Source organism: Pseudarthrobacter sp. MOO13, assembly GCF_058267655.1.
On record NZ_CM177848.1, the window covers coordinates 140,497 to 158,743 of the forward strand.

Annotated in this window: 14 protein-coding genes; 9 read left to right on the plus strand and 5 right to left on the minus strand. The window is 67.3% G+C overall.

Annotated features, from left to right (window positions below; all coding sequences use genetic code 11):
* Positions 1 to 113 precede the first annotated feature (113 nt).
* Positions 114 to 2,042, plus strand: a complete 1,929-nt coding sequence (locus tag AC4EEO_RS00585; protein WP_491340376.1) for an FAD-binding monooxygenase — start codon at positions 114 to 116, stop codon at positions 2,040 to 2,042.
* Here AC4EEO_RS00585 and AC4EEO_RS00590 read toward each other — a convergent pair.
* The 3 genes from AC4EEO_RS00590 to AC4EEO_RS00600 all read right to left on the minus strand — a co-directional run bounded on the left by AC4EEO_RS00590 (position 2,015) and on the right by AC4EEO_RS00600 (position 5,594).
* Entirely contained in the window at positions 2,015 to 2,869 is an 855-nt protein-coding gene (locus AC4EEO_RS00590; protein WP_018760767.1) for a prephenate dehydratase, read from the minus strand. The genes AC4EEO_RS00585 and AC4EEO_RS00590 overlap by 28 nt on opposite strands.
* A gap of 37 nt (positions 2,870 to 2,906) precedes the next feature.
* On the minus strand, positions 2,907 to 4,820 hold the full coding sequence (locus tag AC4EEO_RS00595) for an amylosucrase (protein WP_491339629.1): 1,914 nt from the start codon (positions 4,818 to 4,820) through the stop codon (positions 2,907 to 2,909).
* A gap of 114 nt (positions 4,821 to 4,934) precedes the next feature.
* Positions 4,935 to 5,594: a GntR family transcriptional regulator gene (locus AC4EEO_RS00600; protein ID WP_491340377.1), complete on the minus strand. Its 660-nt coding sequence runs from the start codon at positions 5,592 to 5,594 to the stop codon at positions 4,935 to 4,937.
* Positions 5,595 to 5,728: 134 nt separating this feature from the next.
* Here AC4EEO_RS00600 and glyA point away from each other — a divergent pair, with 134 nt between their 5' ends.
* The 8 genes from glyA (at position 5,729) to AC4EEO_RS00640 (ending at position 16,443) form a co-directional block, all read left to right on the plus strand.
* Complete coding sequence (glyA, locus tag AC4EEO_RS00605; protein ID WP_285320254.1) at positions 5,729 to 7,084, plus strand: serine hydroxymethyltransferase; 1,356 nt, start codon at positions 5,729 to 5,731, stop codon at positions 7,082 to 7,084.
* A complete protein-coding gene (locus AC4EEO_RS00610; RefSeq protein WP_491339630.1) occupies positions 7,081 to 8,301 on the plus strand; it encodes a sarcosine oxidase subunit beta family protein in 1,221 nt (406 codons plus the stop codon). Before glyA ends, AC4EEO_RS00610 begins: the two co-directional genes overlap by 4 nt.
* A gap of 29 nt (positions 8,302 to 8,330) precedes the next feature.
* A complete protein-coding gene (locus tag AC4EEO_RS00615) occupies positions 8,331 to 8,744 on the plus strand; it encodes a sarcosine oxidase subunit delta (protein WP_109045538.1) in 414 nt (137 codons plus the stop codon).
* A complete protein-coding gene (locus AC4EEO_RS00620; RefSeq protein ID WP_491339631.1) occupies positions 8,741 to 11,695 on the plus strand; it encodes a sarcosine oxidase subunit alpha family protein in 2,955 nt (984 codons plus the stop codon). The genes AC4EEO_RS00615 and AC4EEO_RS00620 overlap by 4 nt, the downstream gene beginning before the upstream one ends.
* On the plus strand, positions 11,688 to 12,332 hold the full coding sequence (locus AC4EEO_RS00625) for a sarcosine oxidase subunit gamma (RefSeq protein WP_491339632.1): 645 nt from the start codon (positions 11,688 to 11,690) through the stop codon (positions 12,330 to 12,332). Before AC4EEO_RS00620 ends, AC4EEO_RS00625 begins: the two co-directional genes overlap by 8 nt.
* The gene (locus AC4EEO_RS00630; protein ID WP_491339633.1) at positions 12,332 to 13,762 is read left to right on the plus strand and encodes an L-serine ammonia-lyase; all 1,431 of its coding nucleotides are present in this window, start codon (positions 12,332 to 12,334) and stop codon (positions 13,760 to 13,762) included. Before AC4EEO_RS00625 ends, AC4EEO_RS00630 begins: the two co-directional genes overlap by 1 nt.
* A 3-nt stretch (positions 13,763 to 13,765) precedes the next feature.
* Positions 13,766 to 14,662 (plus strand): formyltetrahydrofolate deformylase, encoded by an 897-nt coding sequence (purU, locus tag AC4EEO_RS00635; RefSeq protein WP_491339634.1) that lies wholly within the window; start codon positions 13,766 to 13,768, stop codon positions 14,660 to 14,662.
* A 305-nt stretch (positions 14,663 to 14,967) separates the two neighbouring features.
* Positions 14,968 to 16,443 carry an APC family permease gene (locus AC4EEO_RS00640; RefSeq protein WP_491339635.1) on the plus strand — a complete coding sequence of 492 codons (1,476 nt, stop codon included), beginning with the start codon at positions 14,968 to 14,970 and terminating at the stop codon, positions 16,441 to 16,443.
* On the opposite strand, the gene AC4EEO_RS00645 is transcribed toward AC4EEO_RS00640, so the two are convergent.
* The gene (locus AC4EEO_RS00645) at positions 16,436 to 17,065 is read right to left on the minus strand and encodes an AmiS/UreI family transporter (RefSeq protein ID WP_491339636.1); all 630 of its coding nucleotides are present in this window, start codon (positions 17,063 to 17,065) and stop codon (positions 16,436 to 16,438) included. The two genes, AC4EEO_RS00640 and AC4EEO_RS00645, sit on opposite strands and share 8 nt — an antisense overlap.
* Positions 17,066 to 17,193: 128 nt before the next feature.
* Positions 17,194 to 18,165, minus strand: a complete 972-nt coding sequence (locus AC4EEO_RS00650; RefSeq protein WP_109045545.1) for an AraC-like ligand-binding domain-containing protein — start codon at positions 18,163 to 18,165, stop codon at positions 17,194 to 17,196.
* Positions 18,166 to 18,247 lie beyond the last annotated feature (82 nt).

The window sequence follows — 18,247 nt, forward strand, 5'->3', positions numbered from 1 at the left end:
CGTCACATCCGGCGTACAGTGGAAACCAGGCTCCTGATTTTCTATTATCGAATCTCCAGTTCTCATATAGAACACATGCGGAGATCATCATCCACAACGAAGTGAGGCATCCCGTGCAGTTCCACCACCACGGATACGTATCCGGCGACCCCCGCGTCCAACCGGCGGCCGGCGTCGGCCTGAACCGCCCCGAGGAGCTCCCCGAGGAAGTGGACGTTCTCATCGTGGGCACCGGCCCGGCGGGAATGCTCGCCGCCGCGCAGCTGTCCATGTTCCCCAACGTGAGCACCCGCATCATTGAACGCCGCCCCGGCAGGCTCGCCATCGGCCAGGCGGACGGAATCCAGGCCCGCAGCGTGGAGACCTTCCAGGCGTTCGGGTTCGCGGAGCGCATCATCGCCGAGGCCTACCGGATCACCGAGATGGCCTTCTGGAAGCCGGACCCCGCCAACCACGCCAACATCATCCGCACCGCCCGCGCCGTGGATGACGAAATGGGCATCAGCGAGTTCCCGCACCTGATCGTGAACCAGGCGCGCGTGCTGGACTACTTCGCCGAGTACATGGCCAACGCACCCACCCGGATGAAGCCCGACTACGGTTACGACTTCCAAGGACTGGAGGTCACCGGCGAGGGTGACTACCCGGTCACCGTGCGGCTGGTCCACACCTCCGGCCCCAAGGAGGGACAGGAGCGGGTAGTCCGCGCCAAATACGTCGTGGGTGCCGACGGCGCCCGCAGCAAGGTCCGCCAGGCGATCGGCTGCACGCTCGCCGGGGACCAGGCCAACCACGCCTGGGGAGTCATGGACACCCTCGCCGTCACCGACTTCCCGGACATCCGGACCAAATGCGCCATCCAGGGCGCCGAGGGGAGCATCCTGCTCATTCCGCGCGAAGGAGGCCACCTCTTCCGCATGTACGTGGACCTGGGGGAAGTGGACCCGAACAGCCACCACTCCGTCCGGAACACCACCATCGAGGAGATCATCGCCAAGGCGAACGCCATCCTGCACCCGTACACGCTGGACGTGCGGAACGTTGCGTGGCACAGCGTGTACGAGGTGGGGCACCGCCTCACGGACCGGTTCGACGACGTCCTGCCGGCCGACCGCGGCACGCGAACCCCGCGGGTCTTTATCACCGGCGACGCCTGCCACACGCACAGCGCCAAGGCCGGCCAGGGCATGAACGTCTCCATGCAGGACGGCTTCAACATCGCCTGGAAGCTGGGGCACGTCCTCGAGGGCCGCAGCCCGGAAAGCCTGCTCTCCACCTACTCGGAGGAGCGCCAGGTGGTGGCAAAGAACCTCATCGACTTCGACAAGGAATGGTCCACCATGATGGCCAAGAAGCCGGAGGAGTTCGAGCACCCCTCCGACCTTGAGGACTTCTACGTTCAGACCGCCGAGTTCCCGGCCGGGTTCATGACCCAGTACGCGCCGTCGCTGATTGTTGGCGGCACCGACCACCAAGACCTGGCCACAGGCTTCCCCGTGGGCAAGCGTTTCAAGTCCGCACCGGTGGTCCGCGTGGGGGACACGAACCCCATCCACCTGGGCCACCACGCCACAGCGGATGGACGGTGGCGGATCTACGTTTTCGCCGATCCCGCGCTTCCCGGCACCGGTTCCGCCACGGACTTGCTCGCCGAGTGGTTCGCGAACTCGCCGGAGTCCCCGCTGGCCGCCACGCCCTCCGGCGCCGACCTGGATGCGTGGTTCGACCTGAAGGTCATCTACCAGCAGCCGCACACCGCCGTCGACGTCAATGCCGTGCCCGCCGTGTTCAAGCCCCTGGTGGGCCCCTTCAAGCTGACCGATTACGAGAAGGTGTACGCCACGGACCCCAAGGCGGACATCTTCGAGGCGCGCGGCATCGACCGTGCCGGCGCCGTGGTGGTGGTCCGCCCCGACCAGTACGTGGCCAACGTCCTGCCGCTCACCGCAACGGCGGAGCTGGGTGCGTTCTTCGGGCCCTTGCTAAACCGCCCGGCACCCGCGCAGGTACCGCGTCAGGCGGTGGCTGCCGCGGCCCGGTAGTCCGCGGCCGGGTAGACGCCGAGGATCCGAACCTCGGTGGTGAAGAAGTCCAGTTCCTCGAGGGCCAGCTTCAGCGGCAGGTCCTCGGGGTGGCCTTCCACGTCGGCCATGAACATGGTGGCCGCGAATTCGTTGCCCACCATGTAGCTCTCGAGCCGTGTCATGTTGACGCCGTTGGTGGCGAAGCCGCCCAGCGCCTTGTACAGCGCGGAGGGGACGTTGCGGACGCGGAACACGAAGCTGGTCACCGCCGGTCCGGGCAGCTCGTCCTTGGCCGGAAGTGCCGTTTCCCGGGCCAGGACCACGAAGCGGGTGGTGTTGGAAGGGTCGTCCTCCACGCGCGAGGCCAGCACCTCGAGGCCGTAGATCTGCGCCGCCAGCGGGGGAGCCAAGGAGAGCTTGCGGGGATCGTTCCACTCGGCAACTTCCCGGGCGGACCCGGCGGTGTCGCCGGCGATGACGGGCTTGAGGCCGTGCTCGCGGATCAGCTTCCGGCACTGGCCCAGGGCGTGGATGTGGCTGTGGACTTCCGTAGCCGCTTCGATGGTGCTGCCGGGGATGCCCAGCAGGTCGAAGTGGATGGGCAGGAAGTATTCGCCCACGATCTGCAGGTTGGACTGCGGCAGCAGGATGTGGATGTCCGCCACGCGGCCGGCGATGGAGTTCTCGATCGGGATCATGGCCAGGTCGGCCTCGCCGGTGGTCACCAGTTCGAACGCGTCCTCGAAGCTGGCGCACGGCACGCTTTCGACGTCGGGAAACATCTGCTGACACGCGATATTGGAGTTGGCGCCGGGCTCACCCTGGTACGCAATCTTGGAGGCCATGATCCGTATGGTTTCACGCCCCGGCGCCAGCTCCCAATTACTGCGGCGTAACGCGCAGCCAGAGGTATTGCCGGGGGAGGAGCGTGACGCCGTCGTGCAGGTGCAGGGCGGCTTCGGAGAGGAGGTCGACGGCGGCAGGGGAGAATCCGCCGAAGGTTTCCCCGGGCAGCGCCTGGGGTGAGTCGCTGAAGTTGGCGAGCGCCAGGACCGTGCTGCCGCCGTCCGGACCGCCTGGGCGCTGGTAGCCGAGCACCGAGCGGTTGTTCGTGGCGAAATCGACCAGCGTGGTTCCGGCAAATTCCGGGGTGCCGGCGCGGACCTCGACCATCCGCCTGAGGCCCGCGTAGATTGCCCCTTCCGGTGTGGCGGGGTCGAGGCGGCGGGCGTATTGTTCCGCCGGGAAGTGCGGGCGGTGCACCCAGCGGCTGTCTTCGCCATGGCCCGGTTCGGAGGCGTAGGAGTAGTCGTTGAGCTGCCCCACCTCGTCGCCCAGGTACAGCAGCGGCACGCCGCCGGTGCTGAACGGCACCGAGTGGGCCAGGAGGATCCGTTCCACCGCCTCGGCCGGGTCAACCTCCATCCCGCACAGGGACGCCGTCGTGCCGGAAATCCTGCAGTCACCCGTCTTGGGGTTGTCCTGGAACGGGACGCCGCGGGCGAAGCTGCCCGGGAACCGGTTGACGTAGAAGGAGTTCAGGAAGCGGCGGTGGTCGAAGCCGTTGATGCCCAGTTCGGCGGCGTCCTCGTCGGCGAAGGTCCAGCCGATGTCGTCATGGCTGCGGACATAGTTCACCCAGGCGGTGCCGTCCGGGATGTTGTGCCTGCGCTCCAACGCCTGGGACAGGAGGGACACGTCCCTGGTGGCCAGGGACTCCCAGATCAGGGCCATCTGCAGCGGGTTGTAGGACAGCTGGCACTCTGCGGGGTCGATGTACAGCGCCACCTCGTCCGGGTGCACGATCGCCTCGGACTTGAACAGCAGCGAGGGCGCCGCCAGCCGGCACACCGCGTTGAAGGCCCGCAGCAGCGTGTGCGCCTGGGGCAGGTTCTCGCACGGGGTGCCCAGCTGCTTCCAGATGAAAGCCACCGCGTCCATGCGCAGGATGTCCACACCCTGGTTGGCCAGGAACAGCATCTCGCCCGCCATGGCCCGGAAGACCTCGGGATTGGAGTAGTTCAGGTCCCACTGGTACGTGTGGAAGGTGGCCCAGACCCAGCGGCCGTCATCCATCCGGATAAAGGACCCCGGGTGGTTCTCGGGGAAGATCTCGCGCACATTCGCCTCGAAGGCGTCAGGCATGGTCCGGTCGGGGAAGATCCAGTAGTAGTCGCTGAACCCGGGGTCACCCGCGGCAGCTTTGCGCGCCCACTCGTGTTCGTCCGAGGTGTGGTTGAAGATGAAGTCCACCACCAGGCTGATCCCGTTGGCCTTCAGTTCGGCCGCGAGGCCGCGCAGTTGCTCCATGGTGCCCAGCTTCGGGTTGACCTGGCGGTAGCTGGACACGGCATAGCCGCCGTCCGAGTGGGGTTCGGGCGCCAGGAAAAGGGGCATGAGGTGCAGGTAGGTGAGGCCCAGCTCCTTGAAATACGGGATGCGGGCGCGGACCCCTTCCAGGCTCTCCGCATAGCGGTCCACGTAGCACACTCCGCCCAGCATGCGGTTGGACTGGAACCAGTCCGGCTCTTGTTCGCGGCCTGCATCCAGGGCCTTCAGTTCCGCGGAGCGCTCCTGCCAGGACCGGGCACTCTGGACCACCAGGGCGGCCAGCTGGTCCAGCCAGTCCCGGCGGGCACCGTAGAGGGAGTGGAACAGGCTGCGGAGGGTGGGAAAGTGCTCGTCGAGCCGCCGGTCAAAGTCCGGGTCCGGGCGCAGTCCCAGCTCCCGTTCCCGTGACACCGCGGACAGCACCTGCCGGCGCGCATCTTCGTCCTCGTTGACGTATTCCTGCATGTGACCGGCCCCTTCCGCAACTCCGCCGGACATCCCGGCCGCGCACCTGTACGGAAGTATTCCACGTCACACGGGGTGGTGCTGCCGTGACGTGGACGGCGGGCGGGCCGACGCTTAAAGCACGCTGCGGATGGCCTGCTCGAAACTGGTGACGTGCTCAAGGGCCAGCTTGCCCGCCCGGTCCGAGTCGCCGTCGGCCACTGCCTCCAGCAGTTCCACGTGTTCGGCGATGTGCTCCGCCACTGACGGCACCTTTTCCAGCACCATGCACCAAATGCGGGTAGCCAGGTTGTCGTACCGGATCAGCACGTCCTCGAGGTGGGTGTTGGCGGCGGCCCGGTAGATGAGGCGGTGGACCTTGATGTCATACCGCATGAGGTCGTAGGGATCGTCATCCGCCCCCATCTTGGCAATTGCCGCCGCGGTTTCCCGGATTTCCTTGCGCAGGGCAGGGGTTGCCAGCTTGGCGGCCCGCCGGGCTGCCAGGGGTTCCAATGACTCGCGGAGCTCGGAGACGTCCGCGAGTTCGGTGATGTCGACGACGGTGGCGAACGTTCCGCGGCGGGGGTACGAGACCACCAGGTGGTCGCCTTCCAGGCGTTTGAGCGCTTCGCGTACCGGTGTGCGGCCGATCCCGAGTTCCGCGGCCAGCTTGCCGTCGTTGATGGCCTCACCCGGCCGGATATCGAGCATGATGAGCCGGTCCCGAAGGTGCCGGTAGGCCTGCTCGGCGAGCGAGAGATCGCCTTCGCCGGCCAGCTGGTTCTCTGTCATTACGCTCATTGCGAGCTCTCCCAAGGTAGCTATTGACTGCCGCGTGATCTACAACATACTATTACGTCAGTTCTAATATATCAGTTACAGATCAGTTATGGATCAGTAACTCCGAAGGGCTTTGAAGGAGAACAATGCAGGACGTACTGAACGCCTCGCTCGCCACGGTGGACGCCGATGTCGCCGCCGCCGTCGCGCAGGAACTGCACCGCCAGCAGTCCACCCTGGAAATGATCGCGTCGGAGAACTTTGCTCCGGCCTCCGTGATGGAAGCCCAGGGCTCGGTATTGACCAACAAGTACGCCGAGGGCTACCCGGGCAAGCGCTACTACGGCGGCTGCGAGCACGTGGACGTCATCGAACAGCTCGCCATCGACCGCGTCAAAGCCCTGTTCGGCGCCGAATTCGCCAACGTCCAGCCGCACTCCGGCGCGCAGGCCAACGCCGCCGCCATGTTCGCCCTGCTCAACCCGGGAGATACCATCCTGGGCCTGTCCCTGGCCCACGGCGGCCACCTCACCCACGGCATGAAGATCAACTTCTCCGGCAAGCTCTACAACGTGGTGCCGTACCACGTCCGCGAATCGGACCTCCGCATTGATATGGCAGAGGTGGAAGCGCTGGCCCTGGAACACAAGCCCAGGCTGATCGTGGCCGGCTGGTCCGCCTACTCCCGCCAGTTGGACTTCGCCGAATTCCGCCGCATCGCAGACCTCGTGGGCGCGTACCTGATGGTGGACATGGCCCACTTCGCCGGCCTCGTGGCCGCGGGCCTGCACCCCAACCCCGTCCCCTACGCCGACGTGGTCACCACCACCACGCACAAGACCCTTGGCGGCCCCCGCGGCGGCGTCATCCTGGCCAAGGAGGAATACGCCAAGAAGATCAACAGCGCCGTGTTCCCCGGCCAGCAGGGCGGGCCCCTGGAGCACGTCGTCGCCGCCAAGGCCGTGGCCTTCAAGCTCGCCGCCGCCCCCGAATTCAAGGAACGCCAGGAACGCGTCCTGCAGGGCGCCAAGCTCCTGGCTGAACGGCTCCTCCAGCCGGACGTCCAGGCCGCGGGCATCTCCGTGGTCAACGGCGGCACCGACGTCCACCTGGTCCTGGTGGATCTCCGCCACTCCGAATTGGACGGCCAGCAGGGTGAAGACGCCCTCCACACGATCGGCATCACCGTCAACCGCAACGCCGTCCCGTTCGATCCCCGCCCGCCGATGGTTTCTTCCGGCCTCCGGATCGGTACCCCGGCACTGGCCGCCCGCGGCTTCGGCGCCGCCGAGTTCACGGAGGTGGCCGACATCATCGCCGCCGCGCTGATCGCGGCTGCCGCTTCTGGCACAAACGGCACGGGCACCCTGCCCGGGGACACCGCCGTCGAACTCCGCGAACGCGTGACGGCCCTTGCCAACGCCTTCCCCCTCTACCCGCACCTCACCGCCGATGCCGGCCTGGCCGACGCTGAAGCAGACCTGATTGGAGCCGCCCAGTGAGCACCCAGCACCTTCCGGAGCACCCGGACTTCCTCTGGCGGAACCCGGAACCCAAGTCCTCCTACGACGCCGTGATCGTGGGCGGCGGCGGGCACGGCCTGGCCACCGCCTACTTCCTGGCCAAGAACCACGGGATGACCAACATCGCCGTCCTGGAAAAGGGCTGGCTGGCCGGCGGCAACATGGCCCGCAATACCACCATCATCCGCTCCAACTACCTCTGGGATGAGAGTGCGGCCATCTACGAGCACGCCCTCAAGCTCTGGGAGATCCTGCCCGAGGAACTCGAGTACGACTTCCTGTTCAGCCAGCGCGGCGTGATGAACCTGGCACACACCCTGGGCGACGTCCGCGAAAGCATCCGCCGCGTGGGCGCCAACAAGCTCAACGGCGTGGACGCCGAATGGCTGGATCCGCAGCAGGTCAAGGAACTCTGCCCCATCCTGAACATCCGCGACAACATCCGCTACCCCGTCATGGGCGCCACATACCAGCCGCGCGCCGGCATCGCCAAGCACGACCACGTGGCCTGGGCCTTTGCCCGCAAGTGCGACGAAATGGGCGTGGACATCATCCAGAACTGCGAAGTCACCGGCTTCCTCAAGGACGGCGACCGGGTGGTGGGCGTCAAGACCAACCGCGGCACCATCAACACCGAAAAGGTGGGCATCTGCGCCGCCGGCCACAGCTCGGTCCTGGCCGAAATGGCCGGCTTCCAGCTGCCCATCCAGTCCCACCCGCTGCAGGCACTGGTGTCCGAACTGCACGAGCCGGTCCACCCCACGGTGGTCATGTCCAACCACGTCCACGTCTACGTCTCCCAGGCCCACAAGGGCGAACTGGTCATGGGCGCCGGCGTCGACTCCTACAACGGCTACGGCCAGCGCGGCTCCTTCCACGTGATCGAGCAGCAGATGGCGGCCGCCGTCGAGCTCTTCCCCATCTTCGCCCGGGCCCACGTGCTCCGGACCTGGGGCGGCATCGTGGACACCACCCTGGACGCTTCCCCGATCGTGGGCCTGACCCCGGTGGAGAACATGTTCGTGAACTGCGGCTGGGGGACCGGCGGATTCAAGGGAACCCCCGCCGCCGGCATGACCTTCGCACACACCATCGCCACCGGCACCCCGCACCGGCTGAACAAGCCGTTCTCGCTGGAACGCTTCGAAACCGGCGCGCTCATCGACGAACACGGCGCCGCCGCCGTGGCCCACTAGCCGCCGCCACCAGAAAAGGACTAACGCACATGCTGCTGATCCCATGCCCCAACTGCGGCCCGCGGGACGAAACCGAATTCCACTACGGTGGCCAGGCCCACGTGCCCTACCCGGAGAACCCGAACGAGCTGACCGACACCGAATGGTCCCGCTACCTCTTCTACCGGGAGAACCCGAAAGGCATCTTCGCCGAACGCTGGGTCCACAGCACGGGCTGCCGCCAATGGTTCAACATGCTCCGCGACACCGTCAGCTACGACATCCAGGCGGTCTACCCGATGGGTACGCGCCGGCCGGACCTTGCCGCTGGTCCGGCCGTCGAGGCAGGCACCGCCAGTACAGCCGCCGACAGCACCACCACCGGTACCGCGGCACCCAGCCTCTCAGCAACCAGCCTTGCCGCCAGCACTACCCGCACCGCCCCGGAAGGAGCCACCAAGTGACCTCGCAGAACGCCCGCCTGGCAACCGGCGGCCGCATCGACCGCACCATCTCCTGGCGCTTCAGCGTGGACGGCGAGGAATTCACCGGGCACCCCGGCGACACGCTGGCCTCGGCCCTGCTCGCCAACGGCCGCATCGCCGCCGGCAATTCGCTCTATGAGGACCGGCCCCGCGGCATCATGTCTGCCGGAGTGGAAGAGGCCAACGCCCTGGTCCGCATCGAGGCCCGCTTCCCCGGCCACGTCGCCGAATCCATGCTGCCTGCCACCACCGTTTCCTTGGTGGACCGGCTCCAGGCCACCCGGCTCAACGGCCTGGGCAAGCTGGACCCGGAAGATGACCGCGCCGAATACGACAAGAAGTACGTCCACACCGACATCCTGGTCATCGGCGGCGGCCCCGCCGGACTTGCCGCAGCCCGCGAGGCCGTCCGCAGCGGCGCCCGCGTCATGCTCCTGGATGACCAGCCCGAACTGGGCGGCTCCCTGCTCTCCGGTTCCACCGCGCCCGGCCTGGCCGAGACCATCGAGGGCAAGCCCGCCCTGGAGTGGGTGGCCGACGTTGAAGCCGAGCTGGTGTCCGGCGCCGAATCCACCGTCCTGAACCGCACCACCGCATTCGGCGCCTACGACGCCAACTATGTGATCGCCGTCCAGAACCGCACCGACCACCTCTCCAGCCCCGCCGCCCCCGGCGTGTCCCGGCAGCGGATTTGGCACATCCGTGCCAATCAGGTGGTCCTGGCCCCCGGCGCCCACGAACGCCCCCTGGTGTTCGAGAACAACGACCGCCCGGGAATCATGCTGGCATCGGCCGTGCGCACCTACCTCAACCGGTACGGCGTGGCCGCCGGAAAGCGCGTGGTCATCGGCACCACCAACGACAGTGCCTACGCCGCCGCAGCCGATCTCGCCGCCGCCGGGGTCAAGGTTGCCGCAGTCGTGGACGCCCGCCCCGCGCTGACCGCCGTGGCAACTGCCGCCGTCGAATCCGGAATCCGGGTGCTGATCGGCAGCGCGGTGGCCAACACTTCCTCCTCCGGAGAAGGCGCAGCCGACGGCCGGTTGGACGGCGTCACCGTCCGCAGCATCAACGACGACGGCGAGCTCACCTCCGGCGTCGAACAGATCGCCTGCGACCTGCTGGCTGTGTCCGGCGGCTGGAGCCCGCTGGTCCACCTGCACTCCCAGCGCCAGGGCAAGCTGCGCTGGGACGACGGACTGGCAGCCTTCGTCCCCAGCACCGAAGTGCCCAACCAGCAGACCATCGGCTCCGGCCGCGGCTCCTTCGCCACCGCCGACTGCCTTGCCGAGGGCGTCTCCGCCGGCGCGCGGGCCGCCATCGCAGCGGGCTTCGAATCCTCCGTCGAACCGTCAACGTTCGGTGAGCCCAAGGCAGCCGCGCCCACCCGCCAGCTCTGGCTGGTGCCGGGCGAGAACGGCACCCCCGACGACTGGCACCACCACTTCGTGGACTTCCAGCGCGACCAGTCCGTGGCTGACGTACTGCGCTCCACCGGGGCCGGCATGCGTTCCGTCGAGCACATCAAGCGGTACACCTCCATCAGCACCGCCAACGACCAGGGCAAGACCTCCGGCGTCAACGCCATCGGCGTGATCGCCGCGGCCCTCCGCACGGCCGGCGAAGCCTCCCGCGGCATCGGCGACATCGGAACCACCACCTACCGTGCACCGTTCACCCCGGTGGCCTTCGCGGCACTGGCCGGACGCCAGCGCGGCGAACTCTTCGACCCCGCCCGCATCACCTCCATCCACCCCTGGCATGTGGCCAAGGGTGCGCTCTTCGAGGACGTCGGGCAGTGGAAGCGCCCCTGGTACTACCCGCAGGACGGGGAGGACATGGACGCCGCAGTGCTGCGCGAATGTGCCGCTGTCCGCGAGTCCGTGGGCTTCATGGACGCCACCACGCTGGGCAAGATCGAGATCCGCGGCAAGGATGCGGGGGAGTTCCTGAACCGGGTCTACACCAACGCGTTCAAGAAACTCGCCCCGGGCTCGGCCCGCTACGGCGTGATGTGCACGCCGGACGGAATGATTTTCGACGACGGCGTGACCCTCCGCGTGGACGACGACACCTACTTCATGACCACCACCACCGGCGGCGCCGCGAAGGTCCTGGACTGGCTGGAAGAGTGGCTGCAGACAGAGTGGCCGGAACTGGACGTCAAGTGCACCTCGGTGACGGAACAGTGGAGCACAATCGCCGTCGTCGGCCCCAAGTCCCGTGAAGTCATCGCCAGGGTCGCACCGGAACTGGCTGCCAACGGCGGCCTGGACGCCGAGGCGTTCCCGTTCATGACCTTCCGCGAAACCACCCTGGCCTCCGGCGTCCGCGCCCGGATCTGCCGGATCTCGTTCTCCGGCGAACTGGCCTACGAGATTAACATCCCGGCCTGGTACGGGCTGAACACCTGGGAAGCCGTGGCCGCCGCCGGAGCCGAGTTCAACATCACCCCGTACGGCACCGAAACCATGCACGTGCTGCGCGCCGAAAAGGGCTACCCGATCGTCGGCCAGGACACCGACGGAACCGTCACCCCGCAGGACGCCGGCATGGAGTGGATCGTTTCCAAGGCCAAGGACTTCATTGGCAAGCGGTCGTACTCCCGCGCCGATTCCAGCCGCGAGGACCGCAAGCACCTGGTCAGCGTCCTTCCCGTCGACGGAACGCTCCGGCTGCCCGAAGGCACCCAGCTGGTGGAAAAGGGACGCTCCACCAACCCGGCCTACGGGCCGGTTCCGATGGAAGGCTTCGTCACCTCCAGCTACCACAGCGCAGCGCTGGGCAGGTCCTTCGGCCTGGCCCTGATCAAGAACGGCCGCAACCGCATCGGCGAAACACTGGTGGCCGCCGCCGGCGACCAGCTGGTGGACGTGGTTGTTGCGGAAACAGTGCTTTTTGACCCAGAAGGGACCCGTAAAGATGGCTGAAACAGCAGCATCCCCCACCCAGAGCTCCGCAGAGCAGAACCTCTCGGCACGCGTCAGCCCGGCACGCCAGCTGGCGGAAGCCTTCACCGCAGGCTCCCTGGCCGGCACCGTCGAACTGTCCGAGCTCCCCTTCCTGACCATGGTGGGGCTGCGGGCAGACGCCGGCTCGGAAACGGCGCAGCGGCTGGCCGTCGCCACCGGCGGACTGCCCGCCGCCTCCGGTGCTGTGGCAACCACCGGGGACACCTCTGTCCTGTGGCTGGGGCCCTCCGAGTTCCTGGTGGTGGCACCCACCGAGGCGCACGAATCCCTTGGCGGGGACCTGATCCCGGCCCTCCGCGAAGCGCTGGGCAACGACGCAGGCCAGGTGGTGGACCTGTCCGCCAACCGCACCACGTTCGAACTGGTGGGCCCCCGGGCCCGCGCCGTCCTGGAAAAAGGCTGCTCGCTGGACCTGCACCCCAGGGTGTTCAAGGCCGGTACCGCCTTCTCCACCGAAATCGCGAACATCCCAGCGATCCTCTGGAAGACCGGGGAGGACTCCTTCCGGATCTTCCCCCGGGCATCGTTCGCCGAGTTCCTGGGCCGGTGGCTCCTGGACGCCATGCGGGAGTACGCCTCACCCGAGGTGCCCTGATGGCGCTCAGCGTCCTTGACCTGTTCTCCGTTGGCATCGGGCCCTCGTCCTCACACACGGTGGGCCCGATGCGGGCTGCCAAGCTCTTCGCCGACGGCCTGAAGGGCGACGGCCAGTTGGCCTCCACCGTGCGTGTCCAGTCGGAACTGTTCGGTTCCCTGGGCGCCACGGGCCGCGGCCACGGCTCCGACAAGGCGGTGGTCCTGGGCCTGCAGGGCCTGGAGCCCGAAACCGTGAACACGTTCACCGCTGACGACCAAGTGGCAGCAGCGGCCTTGAACGCCGAGCTGCACATCGACGGCAGCCACCGGGTGGACTTCAACTGGGAAGAGGACGTGGTGCTGCACCGCCGCAAGTCCCTTCCCGCGCACCCTAACGGCATGACCTTCCGCGCCCTCGACCACACCGGCGCTGTGCTCAGCGAACGCAGCTACTACTCCATTGGCGGCGGCTTCGTGGTGGACGGCGACGCCGAAGGGGCCGACAAGGTGGTGGCGGACGACACCGTCCTGCCTTACCCGTTCGCCACGGCGGACGAGCTCCTGCAGATCTGCAGCCGCGAGGGCATGTCCATTTCCGATGTCATGCTGGCCAACGAACTCACCTGGCACAGCGAGGCAGAACTCCGGGAGAAGCTGCTCGGGCTCTGGGCCGTGATGCGCGAATGCGTGGAGAACGGCTGCAACGCCGAGGGCATCCTGCCGGGCGGCCTGAAGGTACCCCGGCGCGCACCGGCGCTGTTCCGCACCCTGACGGCGTCCGCTGCGGCATCGGCGGAGGCCTCCGCCCAGGCGGCGGCAGCAACGCCGTCGCCCGTCCAGGCACCGGCGGACCCGCTGCTGGCGATGGAATGGGTCAACCTGTTCGCACTCGCCGTGAACGAGGAGAACGCCGCCGGCGGGCGGATCGTCACGGCTCCCACCAACGGCGCGGCCGGGATCGTGCCGGCCGTCCTGCACTACTACGTGAAATTTGTTCCGGGAGCAGACGACGACGGCGTGGTCCGCTTCCTGCTGGCGGCGGCCGCCGTCGGAATCCTTTTCAAGACAAATGCGTCCATCTCCGGCGCCGAAGTGGGCTGCCAGGGTGAGGTGGGCTCCGCCTGTTCCATGGCCGCGGCCGGGCTCTGCGAAGTGCTCGGCGGGACGCCGGCGCAGGTGGAAAACGCCGCGGAGGTGGGGATCGAGCACAACTTGGGCTTGACCTGCGATCCCGTGGGCGGCCTGGTGCAGATCCCCTGCATCGAGCGGAACGCGATCGCCAGCGTAAAGGCGATCAACGCAGCCCGGCTGGCCCTCCATGGGGACGGCAGCCACAAGGTCTCGCTGGACAAGGCCATCAAGACCATGCGCGACACCGGAGCCGACATGAAAACCAAGTACAAGGAAACCTCCCGAGGAGGCCTTGCCGTGAATGTGATCGAGTGCTGAGCCATGACTGTTACTGAGACCCGGATGCCCGCCCCGAAGGCGCCCACCACCGTGGAGCACGTCCTGACCCTCGACTGCGCCGAGGGCCCCGGCATCGTGCACGCCGTCTCCGGCTTCCTGCTGGAACACGGCTGCGACATCATCGACAACAAGCCGTTCGGTGAGCGCTCCGAAGGCCACTTCTTCATGCGGGTGCACTTCGTTTCCGAGGGCGACGATTCCACCGTGGAAGTCCTGCGGGACTCGTTTGCCCCGGTCGCGGACAAATTCGGCATGCGGTGGCAGCTGGAACGCCAGGGCTCCAAGCGCAAGGTGCTGATCATGGTGTCCAAGTTCGGACACTGCCTCAACGACCTGCTGTTCCGTGCCCGGATCGGCGAACTTCCCGTTGACGTGGTGGCCGTGGTGTCCAACCACCGTGACCACCAGGCGTTGGTCGAGTGGCACGGCATCCCGTTCCACCACATCCCGGTCACGGCTGACAGCAAGCCCGAGGCCGAGGCGCAGCTGATGGACCTGGTTGACGGGCTGGAGGTGGAACTGGTGGTGCTGGCCCGGTACATGCAGGTGCTCAGCGACGACCTGACCCGCAAGCTGGACGGCCGGGCCATCAACATCCACCACTCATTCCTGCCCAGCTTCAAGGGCGCCAAGCCGTATCACCAGGCCTACGCGCGTGGCGTCAAGACCGTGGGCGCCACAGCCCACTACGTCAACGCTGAACTGGACGAAGGACCCATCATCGCCCAGCAGGTGGTGGAGGTGGACCACACCTACGGGCCAGAGGACCTGGTGGCCGCGGGCCGCGACACCGAATGCAAGGCCCTCTCCAACGCGGTGAAATGGCACTGCGAGGGCAGGGTCCTGCTGCAGGGCAACCGCACCGTGGTGCTGCGGTAACCCCAGGTAATTGAATTACGACGGCGCGGCCGGCTTCCTTCCAGGGGAGGCCGGCCGCGCTTTATTGTGCCCGGCTGATTCTCCCCATGTTTGGGCTCGCCCGACGGCGTGTCCCCGCCAGACGCCGCCGGCTGCGAGTGATGCGGGCGGAAAGGTGGGGAAATTCAGCGGCGGGAGGATGCCCGGACCGGCGCTGCGCGGACCGACAACAACTGATCGCTGGTGGACAAAGCGGAAATCCCTGCCGCTGCCAAGCTGGATTCCACAGCAATTTTCCCGAGCTCATGACCGTTAAGAAGGATCCAATGAGTATTTCGAATTCCGAGACCCGGACCGCTGACGCTCCGGCCAAGGAGCATTCCACCGCCCTCCGCGCCGGCAGCATCGGCGTGCTCGGCATCCTGTTCTTCGTCCTGTCCGCCCAGGCGCCCCTGACGGGGATCGTGGGCGCGGCGCCGCTGGCGGCGGCCCTGGGCAACGGCGCCGGTGCCCCCGGCGCGTACCTGATCGTGGGCATAGTCATCGTGGTTTTCGCCGTCGGCTTCGTTGCCATGAGCCGCAAGATCCAAGCGAACGGCGCCTTCTACGCCTACGTGACGGCAGCCTTTGGCAGGCGGACCGGAGCCGGGGCGGCCTGGCTGGCCCTGCTGGCCTACAGCACCGTCCAGGCCGCCATGTACGGGCTGTACGGTGCGGCCTTCTCCGGGCTCTTGGCCTCGACCGGCCTGGACATTCCCTGGTGGCTGCTGGCCGTGGCCACCATGGCGGGAGTCCAGGTACTGGGCTCCCTCAACATCGAAATCGGCGCCCGCGTCCTGGCCGTGCTGGTGGGCCTGGAGGTGGCCATCCTGCTGATGTTCGGCTTCACCGTACTGTTCCACGGCGGCGGCCCTGAAGGCATCAGCGTTGCGGCGTCCTTTTCCCCCGAAGCGATAGGCGCAGGTGCCCCCGGCGTTGCCATCATGTTCGCGGTGGCGTCCATGTTCGGCTTCGAGTCCACTGCCATCTACTCCGCCGAGGCCAAGGACCCGCACCGCACCGTCGCCAGGGCCACGTACCTCTCGGTGGGGGTGATCTCGGTGTTCTTCGCCTTCATCTCCTGGATGCTGGTGAGCTACTACGGGCCCTCAAGCGTCATGGACGCCGCGGGCGCCGCCCTCGAGTCGGGGGATGCGACGTCCTTCGTGCTGGGTCCGCTGGTGGAACTGTTCGGCCCCTGGGCGGGCATCGTGGCCGGCATCCTGCTGGTCACCTCGCTGCTCGCCGGCATTATCGCCTTCCACAACGGCATCAACCGCTACCTCCACTCCCTGGCCCTGCGCGGTTCCATGCCCGCCGTCCTTGCCCGGACCAACCGGCACCGGGCTCCTGCCGTTGCCGCCTGGGTCCAGTCCGCCACCGCCGTCGTCCTGGTGGTGCCGTTCGCCATCCTGGCGATGGACCCTGTGCTGACCCTGTTCTCATGGTTCAGCGGCCTTGCTGTGGCAGCTCTCCTGGTGCTGTACATGCTCTGCTCAGCCGCCGTCGTCGCGTTCTTCCGACGGGAACATGCCGGCGCCGGGCTGTGGCAGACCCGGATTGCCCCGGCCCTGGCGGCAGTCCTGCTGGCATGGGTCCTCTACCTGGTGGTCAGCAATTTCACCGCCCTCATTGGCGGCAATGCCGAGACGGCCACGGCCCTGCTCGCAACGGTCCCGGCGGTCTTCCTGTCCGGGGTGCTGGTGGAATGGGTCATCGAGCGGCGCCACCATTCAGCTTCCCCGGGCCACGTGCTTACCTAGCTGGCGTGGGATCTCCGGCACTGGCCCGGCGTGGAACCTTTGGTCCGCGCCGGGCCAGTGCGCGTGCCGCGACGATCAGGATGGCCCCGATCAGCGCACTACCCCACGCTGCGGCCGGAGAAGCGGGCCAGAGCCCTGCCAGGCCAAGGAGCGCCGGAATTGTGGCCGACGCCGGAGCAGCCAGCACCAAGGCCCAGCCCGTGAAACGTTCAAGCCGCACCGCGCCCAGGGCCAGGCAGGCGAACAGCAGGGCCCACAGCACGGACCAGCACACCCACAGCACCGCGAGCAGCGGATCCGCGCCCAGCCAGGCGGTGGCCAGCAGCATGCCGCAGAACGCCACCAACCCGCAAAACCAGCCCAGGCCGCGTGACCCGAGCCCCAGCAACACGTCCAGCCCCGAGTACAGATAGGTCGCTCCGAACAGGAACATGCCGGCGGCCGTGAGGAGCGGCGCCGGAGCGTCCCCGGCGGCAGAGACATAGACGACGGCGAGCACCAGTTGGGTGCCGCCCACCAGCAGGTTGAGGGCCGCGGCGTCGCGGCGGGGAACGTGCCCGAGGGTCGCCAGCCCGTTGGCCAGCAGCGCGGCACCGGAGAGCAGGAGGCAAATGAAAGGCATCAGCGGCCCTCTTCCCGGAAAACTAACGCAAGGCGGAACTTCTTTGTCACCTGACGGACGTTAGCGGAAGCGGAGGGGCGGTGCCCAACGGGCCCTGGTCGTAATTGGTGGGGACGGCCGGGTGCGGCCTAGGCGCTTTTGCGCCACTCGCTGGGTGAGACGCCGAAGGCGTCGCGGAAGGTGCGGCTGAAGTGGGCTGCGTCCAGGAAACCCCAGCGGCCCGCAATCGTGCCGACGGACTGCCCCGCGTTCAGCGGGTCGCGGAGTTCGCGGCGGGCGCCCTCAAGCCTTTGGGTCCGGATCCAGCTGGCCACCGTGGTCCCGGACTCGTGAAAGACGTTATGCAGGTGCCTGGTGGAGATGAAATGTGCTGCTGCAATGCTCGCCGGGGACAACAGCGGGTCCGAGAGGTGCGCCTCGATGTACTCGCGGACCGAGACGGCCAGCAGCGCCTGCGGCTTCATCCGGTCCGGCTTAATATCCATTTCGGCATGCAGCATGGTGGACACCAGGTCCAGGGCATTCGTTGCCAGCCGGGACCCGCTGGGGCCGTTCAGGACGTCCAGGTTTTCCGACAACTGGCGGATGAACTGACCCACGAGTCCGCTCAGGCCTCCGCTGCCCATCCGCACTGCCGCCAACTGTCCCACATAGTCGGTGGGCAGGGACACGGCGTCGCAGGGGAACATCAGCACCATGATGCGGGTCGTGTCCTCGAAGGCGAGGGTGTACGGCCGGTTGGTGTCGTAAATGGCCAGGTCGCCGGGCTGGAGCACGGCTTCGCGGTTGTCCTGGATCAGCAGCCCGGTGCCCTCCAGTTGCAGGTTGAGCTTGAAATAGCGTTCGTGGGCCTGTGCGATCAGGGCGGGGGTGCGGTGCACTTCGTGCGAGGTGGCGGTCACTTCAACAACGGACATCCGGTCCAGCACCCGGGAGCGCATCCGGCCCTGGAACCCGTCCACGTCAGCTGTCTGTGCGGTGAGGGGCACGAAGGATTCCGCCACCAGGTGCCGCCAGTGGTCGAAGGATGCCGCAACGCTCGCGGTAACGTGCTGGCGTTCGGGCCGGGTAACTTTTCCGGCTGTAGCTGTTGCTGGCATGGATGTTCCTTGCGACAGATGGCCACCTGATGTCCCCCCGGGCTGTGTCCTGCGACACAGTACGTTCAGGCTAGCGCGGGCC